Below are 16,908 nucleotides of genomic sequence, written 5' to 3'. Positions count from 1 at the left end.
GATATATTCAAGATATGTTTGACAAAAAGAGAATGATTGGACAATTTGGAAGATGCGGCTTTGATCATGACTCAGAACCTAAATAAACTTAAGGGCAAGGGAAGCGGAAAATGTCTATTATGATGCCAATTGGAATTCGAATTGTAATAAATACTCTATCAACTCCGCTAAAAATTCTTAAGCGAATCGTAGTAAGCCCAATACTTCTTAGACATCCAATGAATGTACCGGCTAATGTTCGAACAACAACAATTCTTCCAACTAACCCAGGAGAAATACTTTTAATTCTTCTTTGTGTTTTCAAAGGTACTTTTCCAACAGTGGTTAAATGAAACTCATTAGCCATTTATCTCTCTCCTTGTAATTTGTAATGATGTTTGACTTACAACATTAATCTATGGGGAAGTGCCGTAGATGTGCACGGCATTTACCCAGGATAATTACGAAGTTCGCAAAGAGAAGTAAATTTTGAATACACTGAAAAGAGCACACCTTAACTTCGGTGGATCTTCAAACATTTTGGTAATTTGTAAATGATTTTCCGATTGATTCTCTTTCACTTCAACGCTAACACGCTCGTTAAGTAACTCCCCACCAAGATAGTCAGTAAAAGGCTAATACCCCTGCTGCAGTGCACTTGATCAAGTCTCCAATCTTGCACATGTATCCTTGTCAAGATTATGAATCCTAACCATCCACTTGACCATATATTGATATTGCCAGCCAGCACCTAACTCCCCTTCACCCTCATTTAAACAACAAGAAAAAAACGGTCTGTACTCGCATCTATTTCGCGAAAAGACCGTTTTTACTTGTTGTGATGTTGGTTTAAATTGCAAAAGTCATTAAGATAATAACCAAAAGAATAAAAAGAACCAAAACAGCTGCTGCGTTGTTAACACCATAACCTGCACCACTCATATCTACTCATTCCCCTCAAGTAAATTTACATTACGGTATAATCATACGCTCGGTACATAGTCATTGATTGGACATAAGTCTATATTTTGGTTTTTTCAAATATCGTTCTGAGATAGCGATATAACAGAGGTTGCGCTACACATCATTTCCAAACCGCACAGTGAAAACAAAAAAACGGCTGCCTAAGCAACCGCTATTGTACAATCGTTCGGCTTTAGTTGAATCACACGCTTATGTTTAGCCCTCTTTGAGATCTCGTACCAAAGAGTTCACATTACCTAAGCAACAAGCCCCTTGAGGGTTATTTACCTCGCACCCACATCGCCCCGCTTGAACATGAGCTTTAATTTGGTCAGCTGGTTTTTGGTCGGCTTCGACGGCTTGAAGAAGCCGCTCTCTCGTCCAGTCAAAGCAGTAACACACAGGCACATCTGCGCCCTGTTTTTTGGGGAACACTGGCACCTTTAGGTCGTTCTCCACAAACGTTTGCGAACCGTTACCGCTAAAGTAGACGATGGAACAGACAGGGTTAGAACAAAAAACGTAAGAGTTCTCTGGCTTAATGGCTTCTAACGCCGATGCTTTAAGAAGGGACTTCAGCGTTATGAGTTGCACGTTCTTGCCCTTCTCACCGCAGGAAGGGCACTCTGATTTGGTAGTTACGGCATTATTAGCTGGTGTACAACAATCCATAAATTTATATCCCCTTTCGACCAAAACATATGTGCTGGTCACCGCGTTGGTGTTATTTAAGCTCTTGTTCTCCGTTTGCGGATTCCAATCTGCAAAAACCTACGCCAGTCACTCTTTTGACGACTTGGCACCTTTGCTTTTAAGCCAAGAAACCAACGTATCTCTCCGAGTGTCGAGACTGCCAGCTGCATCGAGTGGCGTCCGATCCGTGTAACCAGGGACCCCATTTATGTCGGCTCCTTTGGAGAGGAGATAATCGGCAACACGACGTTGGCCTCCACTGCACGCTTGCCAGAAAGCCTCGGTAATGTCATCCACAGTAGGTGCCGGATTGGAGCCCATCAGTTCCTCAACTCTAGACATCATCCCTAGAGCTGCTGCGTGCCAAAGTTTGTCCACATGCGCACCCCGCTGAACCAAGAGTCTCGCAACGTTCCAACATCCATAGCCCACTGCATTGTCCAAAGGGGTACCATTAGCAATGGAGCCACCAAGCACTTCAATGTCGGCTCCACCATCGATTAACGCAGTGGCAACATCCACATCGTCACTGCTGGCCGCCCAGTGCAATGGGGTCTCGGAAAAGGTTCCACCTGTAGCTGGGGCATTAGGATCTGCTCCTGCGTCAATCAGCATCTTTACAATTAAGGGGCCGTTTGGGAAATATCCTGGCCAATCTGTAACCACGTGCAAAGTAGTACGAGAACCCCCTTTGTTGTCTATGGCTCTCTTTGAGGCTAAGCCAGGAACCTCGTTTAGAAGACGACGCAATGCATCCAAGTTGCCCGTTTGTACTGCCCGCACAAACGATACGACCAGCGGATCGTTATGTTTGACTATCTCCATAATATTCGCTCCTTGGGTTTTGTGTATAATGCACACTTATATGGTGATTGTACTTCTTTCTCGGGACCTATGCCATGTTTCTTTCTTACACTTTTCTGCCCTTTACCGCTTTCCCTCGCTGGAAACCTGTTGTTGTTGAAGGAAAATAAAGTACAAGACTGTCGCTGTTTTATTGAACTAACGTTACCGAGGGAGCGGAACAGACCTCGAACAACTCGAGTTCGTTGGGAGCCAGCCGCGGCGTTAAATGAGGTGTTACGCAGTTTTGCAGAATTCCTGTGTTATCATCATCCCAGAATTCCTTCACTTTCTAATTCACTTTTATTTGCAGGCCTTAAAGAAATGTCTTTTCCCCATCCGATTTTAGTTCCATACTTACCGTTATATAAACAACCACATGTTGTGCATTTCTTTACAACTGTTTTACTGCTTATATCTGTATAATAATGAAGCTCACCCTGACAAACATCACATGACTCTTCGTACGACTTATTATAAATTGTCAGACCCTCAACAATCGATATATATAAGCTAAAATAGTCTTTGACTCTTCGTTCCTTCATTAATTTATCTATTTTCTTACGTGTATCTTTTACCATATCTTCAGAGATAGCTAGTTCATTAGGGTTTAAATTCATTATTGTTTTATCCCAATTACTTGTCCATTTAGGATGAGCATTTTTGATGTACTTCTCAATGTATGTCCAAGATTCCCTAAGTTCATCTATGATTTTTGGAGGATTAAAATTACTTGGTTCGAATACTAAATCTAAAAAAATTCGAGTAACCTTATTTAGATGACCATAGATATTCATAATATCACCATTGATAAAATTTGTTTTATCTGGTTTTGCTAACAGCTATTGATACAATAACCCTGTTTTAAATTTCTGATTCCTTTCTATGGCAAATGCACTATTGAACATACTTGAGGAATAAACTTTCGAATCCTGCGTTAAGCTGCCAGTTACTTCATGAAAACAGGGAACAGCTTTTGCGGCAATCTGGTCCCTGTTTATTGTGCTAGAGTGTCCAGTTAGTTAAATGGACTGCTATGTGCTTGCTCTAATCAAAAACCAAAATGTTCACTAACTATTCTAAATTGTTCTTCAACACCCATAATAGGTGTTCTTTCAATTGTTTTGATACCATTGTTAACGCAAGCTTTTTTTTAATTATTTTAGAGAATTTCACCATAGATTTATTACTGTGTTTTATTGTTTCCTCTGGGTTTAATGAGTAGGCTTTAATACAGTCAAAAATCATCTTGTGATCTTCTCTAAAGAAATATAACCTTTCTATCTCTTCATCAGAAGTATAGAGACATATCATTCTTTCTTTAGGAATATAGGGTAGTGTGAGCTCAGGCATTATACCTAAATCTATAATGATCAACGGGTTTATTGAACCACTTATCCCAGTCTAAGTTAGGGTGAGGAAATTGAAGGGCAGGATTTTCAATAGGGCTAGAGGATGTTCTATATTTTAAGACATCATAAAGTTCTAGTGTTTGAAATCCTAGCTTCTCTATAAATTTTTTAGTCATTGTGGTCTTCCCAGCACGAGGACCACCATTTAACCACACATGCTTTAATTGTTCCTTCAAGTAATGTTTTTGGGAGCGGAATAACTTACTTATCTTTTAGTCCCAAAAATTAAAAATGACATCTCCGACGGTTTTAGGCTTCCAATAAAGAATCTCGTTTATTTCCGCTTCGTTTAGGTTATTTTCAGTTAATAAGTTATGAGTTCTTTCATCAAGTTCAAATTGTTGATTTGTTTCTATAGCAGACAGTACTCTAAATCCTTCATTAAAACCGCTGACAATATTAGAGAGTGAGTGATCAATGAATTCAATCTTGAAGTATTGTACTGAAGAAGCGAACGCTAGGAAGGGATATAAACAGTTTAACAAAATGAAAATGCTTTCGTTATGTAAACCAAGCTCTATTTTATAGAAATTTTGCGATGCATGTGGTTCTTCAAAGGACAGAATCTTCCCGTTAGAATAGTTTGCCAATGAGTAGCAGAGTCTTTTGAATTGTAAAGAATCAACCTCCGGCAAAGCATCGACATGAATTCCAGTAATGCCGTTCAGAAGTAACACTACGGTCACCTACCTCATTATTCATCTTCATACCTGTTACAGCATTAACAATTTAATTTTAACACACATTGGAACTAACCCTTTACTTTAATGAACAAAAAAAGTGACCCACAGCAACGGGCTGTAGGTCATAACTATTTATATTCTAAAGGGGGTCAGTTTTATTATAGGCTTGATTCATTAAAGCCATATGAAAATAAGATTTCATTCTTGTTACATTTACTCAACTAACGTTCATCGTTAGTTCAATTAAAAAGCCCATCTGTGGTCGGGAGGCAGGCACTCATCACAAAGCAATATATTATTGTGTACTGCTCCTTTATCTAGACCAAAAATCGCGTTATGCTTTTCCATATCCGTTGTCCAACATCCACAATTCGAACATCTACCACAATTCATGATTTGAGGATTCAAAACCTTAAATGAAGATTGGTTCCATTTTAGAAAAACATTCCCGTCATCAGACTCTAAAGTCCGATTCTCGCATAATTTTCTTTGAATTTTTTGAGAAAGTTCATTTTCACTATCATCAATTTCTACATAATAACTGATATTTACTAAGACAGTTTTTTTCAATTTGCACCTCATATAGGCAATTTAGATACCTGAATATTATCACACGTCCATAGGCTTCATTGAAGAATTCTGCCCAATAGCTTAATGAGGCTACCATCGCGGTAACCTCATCTTGTAGTTAATTGAATATAAGTTCTCACGATAGTTGAATAAGTAGCCAATTATAACCTTTGCCACTAATCAATGTATCTTCAAATCAATAAGTTTGTTATTCTCATCCCATATAATCTGTCCACCAAAGGATTCAGTGATGAAACGCAATGGTACTAGCGTTAATTCATTCTTAATAAATGGAGCTTGATCTAATTGCACTTTCTCATCGTTGATAAATGCCGTTTCTGAATTGACTGAAAGCTTCACCGTTACACTTCCTCTTGTAGCTGAAATAGTCTGTGTAGTGCTCTCCCATTGGATGGTTGCTCCAAGCGACTCAAATATTTTTCGAAGAGGTACCATTGTTGTTCCATTAATTATGTCTGGATATTGCTGAAAAGATAATATTTCCCCATTTAATCTCACTTTAATAATTGAGGGTATGCCCACTTTTATGGGTTCATCAAAACTCCATCCCCCTGGGCCTACTTGCCCCACCTGATTAAACCCCCAAGCCCAAGCGTTACCATTATTATCTAACGCAACTGTTTGTGTACCGTCATAATAATAACGGTTTCCACTGATTTGAATTATCGAATTTATATTAGAATTAAGGGTTAATTCCGACACATCTTTGTAACTACCATTGCCGATTTGACCCAGATTATTCTTACCAAGCCCCCAAATGGATCCATCTTTCTTCAAAATGATCATAGAATGATCCGCATAATTCATCTGAGAGGAAAGGAGTATCGTCTTTACGTCGGAAAGCCTGGGTACTAGTTCCGGAATAGAATGAATAAAGGATTGATTCTGACCATTCAATTTAAAGATATCAGGCCCCCACTGAAATACAGAGCCATCCTCTGTTATAGCAGCGCTCGAACCTCTTCCAAGAGTCATGATTTCTTTAACAGTGCTCGTTATTTTAACTTGTACAGGAATATAACTTCCTTTATCTAATACACCTGTCCCAAGGGAACCATCTTCATTCAGCCCCCATGCCCAAACTGTTCCATCTTTTTTAAGTGCTAAGCTGTGATTTATACCGGCTGCAACTTGAATGACATCACTTAGACCACTTACCTGAACTGCGGTCGAATGGATTGTACGAGAAACCCCACTTCCAATCTGTCCAACCATATTACTCCCCCATGCCCATACTGTTCCATCCTTTTTCAAGGCGAGAACATGAGATGCTCCTGCGGAAACAGCGACAACATCTTTTACATTTTTTACTTGTACCGGTTTGGTTTCATCATATTTTAACCATCTTTCTTGTAGGTCTATTGGAGATAATTCCATGTTTTCTTGATTGCCCAATTGTCCTGTATGACCATGTCCCCATGACCAAACGGTTCCATCTCTTTTTACAACAATTGCAAAATCAGTCCCTGCCGAGATAGAATTGACATCTGTTAATTCTGATATCCTCTGTGGTTTTGCTCGATAGTTTTTTGAAAATTCACCGTCACCTGTTGTGCCATCTGCTAACTGACCAAATGTATTATCACCCCAAGCCCAAACCGTTCCATCCGTAAGTAACGCTAGATTATAACAATAGCCCGAGGATATTTGGCGAATATCTCTTTTTTCTGTTTCTGCATAAGTTATATCTGTTAGAAAGTAACTTTCAAAAATAATAACGAACAAAGAAACAATAAAAAATTTTGCAGTTATTTTATTAACCTGAACCACAATACTTCCTCCTATGATAAATAATTAAATAAATTACAAAATAAATACCTAGCTAACATCCAAGTATTTTATTCGTCAGGAAAACGAGATTCCCTTTTTCTGTAATAAGGTTCATCGCACTCCAGTTAGCGGAGCAACAAAAAGCGGCTGCCGAAGCAACCGCTATTGAACTAAAGTTCCCCGCTAGTACAGCACTTTGTGTTAGTCTACTTTTTATTTTCTCTTTGGATTTGAATAAGTCTCTGTTTGGACTCATTTCTTCGTCAAAAACGGCTTCATATCCTCGGGAGACTTGATCATATCCAGCGTAGTTTTTGTTTTGCCTGTTCGGGTATCAAATTGGATTTTAAAAGGTAAGGCTTCACGATAGAACTTGCTATGCATGTTATCGCTTCGCATGATAAAAACATCATTCTTCCTAATGTCATTACCTAGACTTTCGATGAAGCTCTTCGGATAAAAGATAATCTCCATTGAAGCATCCTTTAGAGCTCTCTGCTTCATAAACTCAGTTACGAGATAGCCATACTCAAGAGCTCCTTGCTCAGTAAAATCAAGATCAACTGCCATTCCCATAAACAGATATTCTTCAGTAGCATGCTCATGTAGCTTCCGAATGTCCTTGTATTGGGTCTCGGCAGAGTACTTTTCAAGTAACTCATTCGGTATGTTTATATTGACTGCATAACAATCGAAGCCTGAACTCAATTGAGAAATTAAAGGAGCGTACTCCTTGATCGTGTCATATCGCCATTTCGATTCCTTAAAGCTAGGTTCGTCCACTTTAAAGCCTTGAGACACAGATACATAAAACTTGAGTTGAGGTCTAGTCGCCGGGTGCGCCGTTACGAGATATTTTCCCTTGTCTTCTCCGAACTGTTTTGAATAGGCTACGTTCTCGATGACGAAATCTTCTGATTTCATGTAGACCACTGCTGCGTGTTCAGCCTTAAACCCGATAATCGGATAGTAGATATAGTCCCAAAGAACGGCGATGAAGACGGCGGCAATTAACCCGAATACGGATATTAAAACGACTAAAAACGCTTTCAATCCCTGCTCCACTCCCTTTCGATGTCGTCATTCCCACGATAGAATGCCCTTCGATATTCCATGAACATTAGGCTAGAATTAGGAAGAATGAGGTGAAATTGCTCATACCCTTATATTAATTATCGGCTCTCACCTAATTTTTCTGTAATGCATTTATTAAAGACGTGGAGAAGGTAGCCGATCAGTCTGACCGGCTGCCTTCGTATTTTCAGAGCCATCTTTCTCCTTAGATTAATCCAGCCATCTTATGGTTGTATGCTGATAAATTGAATCTAAGAGAAACTCTTCAAATGTATCATAGAGCTTTATTATCCCCTTCATTTAATTTGAAAAAATCTAATTTCATAACCCTGATGAATTGAGAATGTAAAAGTGCTATCGGGCAACACTACCGGGTTATTATTTTCTCGTATTAATTCTTTTGCCTCATCCTGAAATTCCTTTAGATGTGAGAAACTAGTATCTGAACCTTGAAATAATCTTCCTGAATAATGGCCGACAGCAAGTAAGTATTGGCGATAAGACTCGGGTAACTTGATTCCCATTTCTTGCTCCAGTAACTTTATTTCTGCTTCGATACACCCATCAAATGGACGGTCAGTATTCAATTCCTTCTCATGCAGGAGCTTTAATAAATAGTCACTTTTCACAAACAAACCTACATCCTCAAGGGATAATTCATTATTCGGGATGACCTCATTCAATTCCTTCATTAGCGTAAACTCTGCCCGTTCGCTTAATCATTTGGAAAATATTCCTCCCGGCCTTCCGTTGGGAATGAGATAAAGTTCCTGTCATTTGGTTTTGACTAGAACTTTATCCCATTAAAGAAAAAAGCCGCGATTTTCGCTGCATATAATGAGGTAATGTTCTTGTCACCCGACAAAACATAAGCATATTTCCATGATTTAGTTGTCGGAAGACTACAGAATAAAAAATGATAAGAACTTGATCCGATAACAAAAAAAGCCCGCGGATTTCGCAGACTTCATTCAGACAATGTTCTTGTCAAACCGACACCAATTCTCAGCAATCTCAGTGAATTTTTTAACTGCAGGTGAAATAGGCGTTCTGATGGCTAAACCTATGGTTCTAGTTTGTTCTAATTCAAGTGGTATGACCTTTATGGATTCCAATCCTTTAGGGATAATCATTTCCGGTATAATGCTAATACCTAAATTATGCTTAACCATAGAGAAAATAGAATTTTCGTTCATATTTTCGAATCGAATATTTGGATGGATATTATTCTCTTTAAAAAATAGCTGTAAATCGTCAAAACATTGATAAGTTGGCATGATGAAAGGAGCATTTTCAATATCCTCAACAGATATATGTTTTTTACTATGCAAAGGTGATTTGTCTGATACTACACATAAAAGTGGCTCAGTTTTTAACTGGACAATATCAAATGAACGTAAAGCAGTAGTTTTATTATTAACAAAACCACAATCTACTTCACTATCTAGTAACCATTTCTCTATCTCAGCTTAAATTGTGCGGAATTCAGTTATTTGATTGCTAAACATTGTACGGTTGTGGTGCAAGAATTAATAGAGATAGCAATTACCCATTAAATTGTAATTAACTATGCCACAATACCAAATATTTTATTGAGCCATTCAACATCAGAGAGGACAGACGAATTATTTTCGGCCTGCCCTTTCCTTATCATATGTAAAGCCTCAATTCCCTTTAACGTTTGATCCTGACCTTTGACTTTGATATAGGTTTCGTCCATACGCCACGAATCGTTTGAGGGTTTCAAATAGCTGCGGATTCGTTTATCTATTTCGGGTCCAAGCTCATGAACCCATCTCATGATCGTTGTATGGTATATCTTTAAACCCCGCTCGGTTAGTAAAATGATTGCTGATTCATATTGCCTCCATTTAATTAAATCCAATTTGGTTTCCAAAGTAAGTTGCTCCATCCTATGACTTCATTATCGATTACGTTATCATGAATTAGAGCTTTGCACCCACAACCATCTTATATATTCTCGTACGAATCACTGCTTCGATAACAATCAAGTTAGGAATCCAGCAAAGCCAAGCTACAACACGATACCCCGCCTCGAAATCACCCAAAATCAATACAAGCGGACCCAACCAAATTCGGAGCATAACCGCTGCGAAAGTAAGCGCATAGCTGCGAAGCATCCATGCTTTATGAGCCTGAACATTTTTGACAATAATTTTGCGTAAGGCAATCCAAGTGGCTGCTACCCAAAGTATATCTAATCCGAAGAATCCAAGTCCTGCGATCCAACCGCCTGTCGCAAAAAACGATAAATATAGGCTGACAATCCCACTCACAGAAACAGAGATAATATAAACATATCCTATCAGTCTGTGCCTACGTCTCCTAGCATGTGATTGCTTCAAAAAAATCTGAAATGGCCCAATGGCAAGGGCCAACATTGCAGTTACTATATGAACATACAGCACATACACCCAAGGTGTTAGATGAAAGTCCGGCTTTTGCAATTTAAAAGAAACGAGTCCAGCATTACGAGCACTCAATACTCCATACTGAACAATGGCATAACCTACTATTGCAAATGCAAAAATGAAAACGAGTGCCCGAATGATTTTGTTCCCCATGGTAATCCCACTCTCCTTTCTCACTTCTGTGCATCCAATGTTTTGGCCAAAGCGCTCTCTAAGGAAGTAGCCACCAAACCGAATCGCTTAGTAGTGGCGGTGTAAGGTAAACTTTCATGCATGTTCCCTCTGACCTGCGCATATTGAAAGACAACCTTTGCTTGCTTCATATTGGCCTTCGACTGATCCTTGTCCATAAGGTCTGCTTTCTCTACCCTTACCCCTGAGGGGACTGTCGCTTTCCCGCTCATACTCACCAGTCTAACCGACTCTCCTCGACTGAGTAACTCCCTCATCACCGCCACTCCTAACGGTCTCGTTCCCAGAATCACATTCATTTTATTTTATCCTCCTAATCGATTTTGTGGATAAAAATAAATATAAACCCTATAGCAACTATAGGGTCAATACTCTTTGAACGGAAACTTTGAGTTCCACAATAAATTTTCGACTTCTTTTCTACATGGGCTATTTAATTTGGCTTGAAGCCTTACCAAATAAGGGGAATTAAATGATACCGTGTTTTCTTACAATAATCCTCATATCCTTTCAACTCTTTTAACAATACTTTTTCTTCATTTAACAGCCTTAGAACGATAAAAATGATTATAGAAATCGAGGGAATCAATGCCCAAATTGAACCTAATGCTAAAGGAGTGAAAAGTATAATAAATATAGCACCTGTATACATTGGATGCCGAACCAACGCGTAAGGACCTGTTGATATAACTTTCTGGTTCTCGGTCACTTCAATTATGGCAGACGTATAAGAATTCTCTTTAAAAACTAAGAAAACAATCGAAAAGCCAAGTAAGATGATGACATCTGCAACAAATACAATAAATAAAGGAAAACTTGACCAACCAAATCGAAAGTCTATACCAGGAAGTACTAACAATCCGACAAAAAAAGTGATACCAGAAATGGTTTGGAAAATTTTTTGTTCCTTTTCTTTTTCTTTAGCATTAGTTCTTCTCTCTATTAGTTCAGGATCCCTCTTCAAAAAATAACCATTGATAAAGAACGTTGAACCTAAAAAGATCACAAAATAAATCCATGCCTCCCAAAAGTTGAGTGATCCTGCGGGCAAAAAGAGAAAAGTAAAGAAAACGATTGAAAATAGGAGAGTCCTAAAGTAGACTTTTTTCTTTAACAAAAATTACACCTCCCATAAAATTAATCCATTCAGAATTGCTGCCCTTTAGTTGAGAAAAGGCACTTGATCCACTGGCCTACAAAAAAGTCTCCGACCTGATCCCATAAAACAAAAAAACGCGATTACGCGGCTCTTAATGAGTTAAAGTTCTTGTCAAGTATATTACTCACCACATGCGATGCAAGAGTACCTCCCTCACCTTATGGGCTATCGCTTGATCAGGATCATAGATTATTCCTGAGTGGAAAGAGCGCGCTTATGTCCTCGATCTAACCACGTGATAGGCATTGCTAATGAGCAGTCCGATAAATAAATACATCAATCCACCAAAAAAACCATAAATAACAACACCTACTATAGCACTCAGCAAACCAAAAATCACTTGATCCTTATTGGAGACTGGCGAAGTTGGTGGATCTGTCAACATAAATAGGGCAAAGAATAGTGAAGCATTTATAAAAGGAGGTCGAAATGCATCGGCAGCTTCTCCGACATGCACGAACCCCATTAGAAACAATAACAAAAAATACACACTAAGAAATGCAAACACTTGTGGAAATTTGTTCACGCGATTGGTAACGGCGTAACCCCCCAGTAAAAGGAATCCAATTGTCCACACTGGAAGATCTCCAAAAGCGCCCCACCAGCTCTGTCCAGTTTGGAAAAAAAGAATAGATAAAAGTAGGCCGAAGGCCGCTGGATTAAACACCGGCTTTTTTTTATACACGAGAAGATGCTTAGATACAATAGCCATAATTGCAGTAATAGCCACAATATACCAGGAGGTTGCTGTGCTTAAAATTAAGGCAATAATAAGCCCAGTGATCACTGCACCATCCGGAAGCCATTTTTTTCTTTTGCCCAAACGAGAGCAAATCAAATCAATCCCTACTGCTGTAACTAGAGCAATAATAGTATTATAAATTCCTTTTATATCTAAAGAGAAGATCGCGGCTATCATTAGCATGCCAACCAAGGAAATGATGACATAGCTCTTCGGTTTTTTATGCCAAGGATGGGTTGACACTTATATCCCTCCAACTCTATCCAGATGTAACTTCGACGTAATCAAAATACCCTTTAATTGCATTTCATTTATCAATCTCTTGCCTTGATCCAAGCCATATAAACATACGACCGTTGAGAAGACATCTGCCATCATGGCGTACGGAGCTACAATACTGCAACTTATCAACTCATGGGGAGACTGTTTGCTTTTCGGGTAAATAATATGATGGATATCTTCACGGACTTTACTTTTGCGCTCGTAACCGCCAGATGTACATACCGCTTCGTTGGATACTTCAATGGTGTCTATAATGTGATCCTTGTACGCCGGATGCTTAATTCCAATGCGCCAAGGATGGCCTGTTTCATCTAATCCTCCAGCAAAGAGGTCTCCACCGGCATTAATTACAAAACCTTGGAAGTTAGATAACATCTGTGATGCTAAGTCAATAGCAAATCCTTTCGCAACCGCACCTAAATCAATCACCAGTGGTTTATGCAAGTACATCGTTTGATCATGATCGCTTAAGACAATATCTAGATAGGACGCGTTATCTGCAGCTAGGTTTGAATTGGTTTCTCCGGTTAGATAATGTTGATTGAAGCCATACGCTTCCATTGTTTTTCCGATTGTTGGGTCAAATATCCCTTGTGTCCATTCCGCCATTTCCAAAGCAAACTTCAATGGTTGAAATAACCAAGAACTGATCTGAACGTGAGTTTTAATCTGTTGACAGGCTTTCATTAATTCACTCCCCAGCGTAAAACGGCTGCAAGCTTGTTCTACGTTCCGAAATGCATCAAAAGCTTGCACTATCACAGGTTCAACCACAGACAATGAAAGGGAAGTAACGACCTTAATTTCTACAACAGTATCCATCATTAACTTGGACTTTTGCACAATATGGACCATTATACATTCCGCGCTTGCGTAAGTGCGTCTTCAATTGCATCTTGGAATGCTTGTGTACTATATGTTGCTCCTGAAACATTCTGCACTTGAGCACTTTGCTTTTGTATAACTTCTTGAGGTAATCCAACAACATCGTTTTTAGAATAATGCATGGCAAAATGACTTATTTCCACATCGGTTATTTTATCATTGGTAATGCTCACTTTAACTCCAATGGACCCACGGCGATTACTTCCACTTCCTTCGAAAGTTCCATTCTTATATTGACTTTTGACCTGACTACTGACTGAATGAATATTGGTTTGTATGTGCTGCTGAGGCTCCTGTAATGTGGCTTGCGTTTCTGTTGTCAAATACCCAGCGCTATACATTGCACCTATGGCTGTAGTACAAAGTACAATCCACTTTTTATCCATTTTGGCCATATACATTCCTCCAACTTACACATATAGTACTTAGATGCTACTTCACCATCTACTTGATTAATGATACATCAAGTAAATGAAATTAAACTGAAATCAGCTATGCATGGAATTCGATTTCGAATATGCTCCCATTCCCTTCTTCACTCGTAACATGAATGTAAGCCCTGTGATTGTTTAAGATGTCTGCGGCAATAGACAGGCCTAATCCTGCACCACCTAATTCACGTGAACGTGCTTTGTCCACTCGATAGAAACGCTCAAATATGCGTGCGAGCTCATCCTTAGGTATGCCAATACCAGTATCAGCGATTTGCAGCGTTGTTCTACCTCTATGTGAAGCCCGATATGAAATCGTCACTTTTCCGCCAGGTGACGTATACTTTATGGCATTATCAAGTAAAATGTAAAGGAGTTGTTTTATTTGATCTACATTTCCAACAATGAAGTTGACTCCATGATCATTATCAGGTAAATCCAGCTGTAAATGAACTCCTTTTTTGAGTGCCAAAGGCTGTATCGCCTGATACATTTGGTGGGAAACTTGAACTAAATCAACATTATCCAACTTCATTTGTGAAGATTTCGAATCGCTACGAGCTAAGGTTAGTAATGACTCTACAAGCCGGATCATCCTTTTCACTTCATCTTGTAAACTATCCAGAACATGCTGTTCAAATTCGGGCAATGTATCCTTGCACTCCTCTAATAGTTCTACGGAGGAATGAATAACACTCAGCGGTGTCCTTAGCTCATGAGATGCATTCGTTGTGAATTCAACCTGACGATAATAGGATTTTTTGATCGGAACCATGGCTTTGCCGGCAAAAAAATAAGCTAACCAGATCGCTAGGGACAATAATACAAAGGTAGAAATCAAGAGGATTAGCCTGATTGTATCCAGGAGTGCTGCATTTGCGGAGATGTCTATGGCCATCCAATATACGCCGCCAGCGTCATTTAAGATTTGAGAGCTAACCACAAATGTCTGCCTTTCCCCCCCTACTTCCACATAGAACCGTTCACCGTGCTCACTTTTCTTTTCGTTTCGTTGTGCCCAAATTAAGAGTTGATTGGACATTTCAGTGTAACGACTTGGAGAGATCTGAGTTCTCCCGTCTGGACTTACCCAAACAATTAATTCGTCTGAAAGTAGGAAGATCCATTCGACATTCTTCGCTTCACGCTCCATCGGACGCTTGCCTTTTATTTGTTCCTCAATGCGATGCTCCCATTGCTGGGCCATTTTATTCTTTAGATCTTCTAATTTCTGATTTTCATTGTGTCGAAGAGTTTCCTGTAGAATCAGATAAAAAAAAGCAGTTATGAGAATGATAACAACGCCAAGTATACTGCCGAAAAATATCGTCAGTTGCTTTCTTGTTCGTTCGAACATCATTTTCCTCCTTCTACAACCAAGCGGTAACCTAGTCCACGTACATTTTGTATAATTTTATCGGAAAATGGGTCGTCCAGCTTCTTACGCAGTAATTTAATGGTGGCATCGACAGTATTAAGTGTAATTTCAGCATCTATGCCCCATACACGATCAATCAGCTGCTCTCTGCTTAATATTTGTTTTGGATGTTGTGACATCAACGATAACAATTGAAACTCGCGGCGTGAAAGAGGAATCGACACTCCGTTTCTACTCACTTCATATGTACTATGGTCAATGACAAGCGTATCTCCAAATATTTTGGTATCCGCTTCCCAGTTCGTTTCTTTTCTACGATATAAGGCATGGAGACGAGCTATCAATTCCTCGAAAGCAAATGGCTTCACCAAGTAATCATCTGCTCCTGCATTTAAACCTTGAACGCGGTCAGTAATGGAATCTCGTGCTGTTAGCATTAGGATCGGTGTCCGATTCTTCTTCATTCGGATTTCTTTGCATAACTCAATTCCGGTTTTATGAGGAATCATCCAGTCTAAAATATAAATATCAAAGGTGGCTCGTTCAATGAATTCCAGTGCACTTTCCGCATTTAATGCCCATTCCACTTGGTACAGTTGCTTTTTAAGTTTATATTGGATCAGCTCGCCCAGCTTCGCATCATCCTCAACCAGTAAGATATGCATAGCGCCCCACCACCTTCCTCAGATTTGCTATTATAGAAATGAGTGAATCAAAAATAAGATAGCAAATGCTAGTCCACATCTTAAATGCCATTTCTTATCGAGTCTTCTGTAACGGAATAAACCTGAAATCGGTACCGGTAACAGGACGATTAGTGCAAGTAGCCCGGTAATGTTGTTGAAATCCCATTTAAAACCATACATAAATACGGCAACCGCATGGAGAGTAATGAGTGCGATAGCGAGAATCGCAATCGAGGTGTGATATTTTTTGACAATACGAAGTAGCATAACCATACCTTTTTTTAGACCAGCTAATTTTGCCCAAATACGCTGTTTGATTATGAATGCTAAAACATAATTTGCTAACACTATGAATAAGGCAATTCGGGCATTGGAGCCATAATCCTTGAATGTATGCTCAAAACGACGATCGTGCAATGTTGTTGATGGTAAATGAAGAAGACTCCAAAGCTGCCATATGACATAGATTATGGACACGGCTATCGCACCAAATACCCATATTCGTTCTTTCTTTGGAATCCATGATGGTTTTCCTTCTACATTATGCTGAGAGCTCATCTTAACTCCTCCAACTCATATTTATAGTTGTAATATACCTCATTTTTCTGAAAATGAAATGAAAAGCTCAAAACCGATGCATTCCAGAAACATTGTTCCTCAGCTTCAGTAATAAATGTAAAGGTTGATTCACATACTACAAGAAAAATTAGACT

20 protein-coding genes and 1 pseudogene are annotated in these 16,908 nt (G+C 39.1%); all 21 read right to left on the bottom strand.

Features of this window, described 5'->3' with window-relative positions:
• Window positions 1-88: 88 nt before the first annotated feature.
• The 21 genes and pseudogenes from BC351_RS27050 to BC351_RS26950 all read right to left on the bottom strand — a co-directional run bounded on the left by BC351_RS27050 (window position 89) and on the right by BC351_RS26950 (window position 16,753).
• Window positions 89-346 carry a hypothetical protein gene (locus BC351_RS27050; RefSeq protein WP_079416884.1) on the bottom strand — a complete coding sequence of 86 codons (258 nt, stop codon included), beginning with the start codon at window positions 344-346 and terminating at the stop codon, window positions 89-91.
• A 482-nt stretch (window positions 347-828) separates the two neighbouring features.
• Complete coding sequence (locus BC351_RS43000; protein ID WP_208629854.1) at window positions 829-921, bottom strand: YjcZ family sporulation protein; 93 nt, start codon at window positions 919-921, stop codon at window positions 829-831.
• Between the two features lie 237 nt (window positions 922-1,158).
• On the bottom strand, window positions 1,159-1,614 hold the full coding sequence (locus BC351_RS27045) for a putative iron-sulfur cluster-binding metallochaperone (protein WP_079416882.1): 456 nt from the start codon (window positions 1,612-1,614) through the stop codon (window positions 1,159-1,161).
• 108 nt (window positions 1,615-1,722) lie between these two features.
• Window positions 1,723-2,460 carry an ankyrin repeat domain-containing protein gene (locus BC351_RS27040; RefSeq protein WP_079416880.1) on the bottom strand — a complete coding sequence of 246 codons (738 nt, stop codon included), beginning with the start codon at window positions 2,458-2,460 and terminating at the stop codon, window positions 1,723-1,725.
• 287 nt (window positions 2,461-2,747) lie between these two features.
• Window positions 2,748-3,275, bottom strand: coding sequence for a hypothetical protein (locus BC351_RS27035; RefSeq protein ID WP_079416879.1), 528 nt, complete (start codon window positions 3,273-3,275; stop codon window positions 2,748-2,750).
• A gap of 827 nt (window positions 3,276-4,102) precedes the next feature.
• Window positions 4,103-4,567 carry a hypothetical protein gene (locus BC351_RS27025; RefSeq protein ID WP_079416876.1) on the bottom strand — a complete coding sequence of 155 codons (465 nt, stop codon included), beginning with the start codon at window positions 4,565-4,567 and terminating at the stop codon, window positions 4,103-4,105.
• 249 nt (window positions 4,568-4,816) lie between these two features.
• A complete protein-coding gene (locus BC351_RS27020; protein WP_079416874.1) occupies window positions 4,817-5,143 on the bottom strand; it encodes a hypothetical protein in 327 nt (108 codons plus the stop codon).
• Window positions 5,144-5,323: 180 nt separating this feature from the next.
• Entirely contained in the window at window positions 5,324-6,934 is a 1,611-nt protein-coding gene (locus tag BC351_RS27015) for an RCC1 domain-containing protein (protein ID WP_079416872.1), read from the bottom strand.
• 252 nt (window positions 6,935-7,186) lie between these two features.
• Window positions 7,187-7,987 carry a hypothetical protein gene (locus BC351_RS27010; RefSeq protein ID WP_079416870.1) on the bottom strand — a complete coding sequence of 267 codons (801 nt, stop codon included), beginning with the start codon at window positions 7,985-7,987 and terminating at the stop codon, window positions 7,187-7,189.
• Between the two features lie 317 nt (window positions 7,988-8,304).
• Window positions 8,305-8,700, bottom strand: a complete 396-nt coding sequence (locus BC351_RS27005; RefSeq protein ID WP_079416868.1) for an SMI1/KNR4 family protein — start codon at window positions 8,698-8,700, stop codon at window positions 8,305-8,307.
• A 279-nt stretch (window positions 8,701-8,979) separates the two neighbouring features.
• Window positions 8,980-9,471: a LysR family transcriptional regulator substrate-binding protein gene (locus BC351_RS27000; protein WP_079416866.1), complete on the bottom strand. Its 492-nt coding sequence runs from the start codon at window positions 9,469-9,471 to the stop codon at window positions 8,980-8,982.
• Between the two features lie 224 nt (window positions 9,472-9,695).
• Window positions 9,696-9,920 (bottom strand): annotated as a pseudogene (locus BC351_RS43570) (IS6 family transposase); the annotation flags it as partial.
• Between the two features lie 34 nt (window positions 9,921-9,954).
• Window positions 9,955-10,593 carry a DUF2306 domain-containing protein gene (locus BC351_RS26990; protein ID WP_079416864.1) on the bottom strand — a complete coding sequence of 213 codons (639 nt, stop codon included), beginning with the start codon at window positions 10,591-10,593 and terminating at the stop codon, window positions 9,955-9,957.
• Between the two features lie 20 nt (window positions 10,594-10,613).
• Complete coding sequence (locus BC351_RS26985; protein ID WP_079416862.1) at window positions 10,614-10,931, bottom strand: Rossmann-fold NAD(P)-binding domain-containing protein; 318 nt, start codon at window positions 10,929-10,931, stop codon at window positions 10,614-10,616.
• Window positions 10,932-11,083: 152 nt separating this feature from the next.
• Entirely contained in the window at window positions 11,084-11,749 is a 666-nt protein-coding gene (locus BC351_RS26980) for a methyltransferase family protein (RefSeq protein ID WP_079416860.1), read from the bottom strand.
• A gap of 256 nt (window positions 11,750-12,005) precedes the next feature.
• Window positions 12,006-12,776 (bottom strand): RnfABCDGE type electron transport complex subunit D, encoded by a 771-nt coding sequence (locus tag BC351_RS26975; RefSeq protein WP_079416859.1) that lies wholly within the window; start codon window positions 12,774-12,776, stop codon window positions 12,006-12,008.
• Complete coding sequence (locus BC351_RS26970; protein WP_244209188.1) at window positions 12,777-13,640, bottom strand: FAD:protein FMN transferase; 864 nt, start codon at window positions 13,638-13,640, stop codon at window positions 12,777-12,779. It abuts the gene before it with no gap.
• A 29-nt stretch (window positions 13,641-13,669) separates the two neighbouring features.
• On the bottom strand, window positions 13,670-14,095 hold the full coding sequence (locus BC351_RS26965; RefSeq protein WP_079416857.1) for an FMN-binding protein: 426 nt from the start codon (window positions 14,093-14,095) through the stop codon (window positions 13,670-13,672).
• Between the two features lie 97 nt (window positions 14,096-14,192).
• Entirely contained in the window at window positions 14,193-15,491 is a 1,299-nt protein-coding gene (locus BC351_RS26960; protein WP_079416856.1) for a sensor histidine kinase, read from the bottom strand.
• Window positions 15,488-16,174, bottom strand: coding sequence for a response regulator transcription factor (locus tag BC351_RS26955; protein ID WP_079416854.1), 687 nt, complete (start codon window positions 16,172-16,174; stop codon window positions 15,488-15,490). Before BC351_RS26955 ends, BC351_RS26960 begins: the two co-directional genes overlap by 4 nt.
• Window positions 16,175-16,204: 30 nt before the next feature.
• The gene (locus BC351_RS26950; protein ID WP_079416853.1) at window positions 16,205-16,753 is read right to left on the bottom strand and encodes a hypothetical protein; all 549 of its coding nucleotides are present in this window, start codon (window positions 16,751-16,753) and stop codon (window positions 16,205-16,207) included.
• Between the last annotated feature and the right edge of the window lie 155 nt (window positions 16,754-16,908).

It is taken from the genome of Paenibacillus ferrarius, from assembly GCF_002027705.1.
Taxonomy (GTDB): Bacteria; Bacillota; Bacilli; order Paenibacillales; family NBRC-103111; genus Paenibacillus_E; species Paenibacillus_E ferrarius.
The sequence above is the reverse complement of the archived record's forward strand: the minus strand, read 5'-3'. Positions and strand labels throughout refer to the sequence as shown.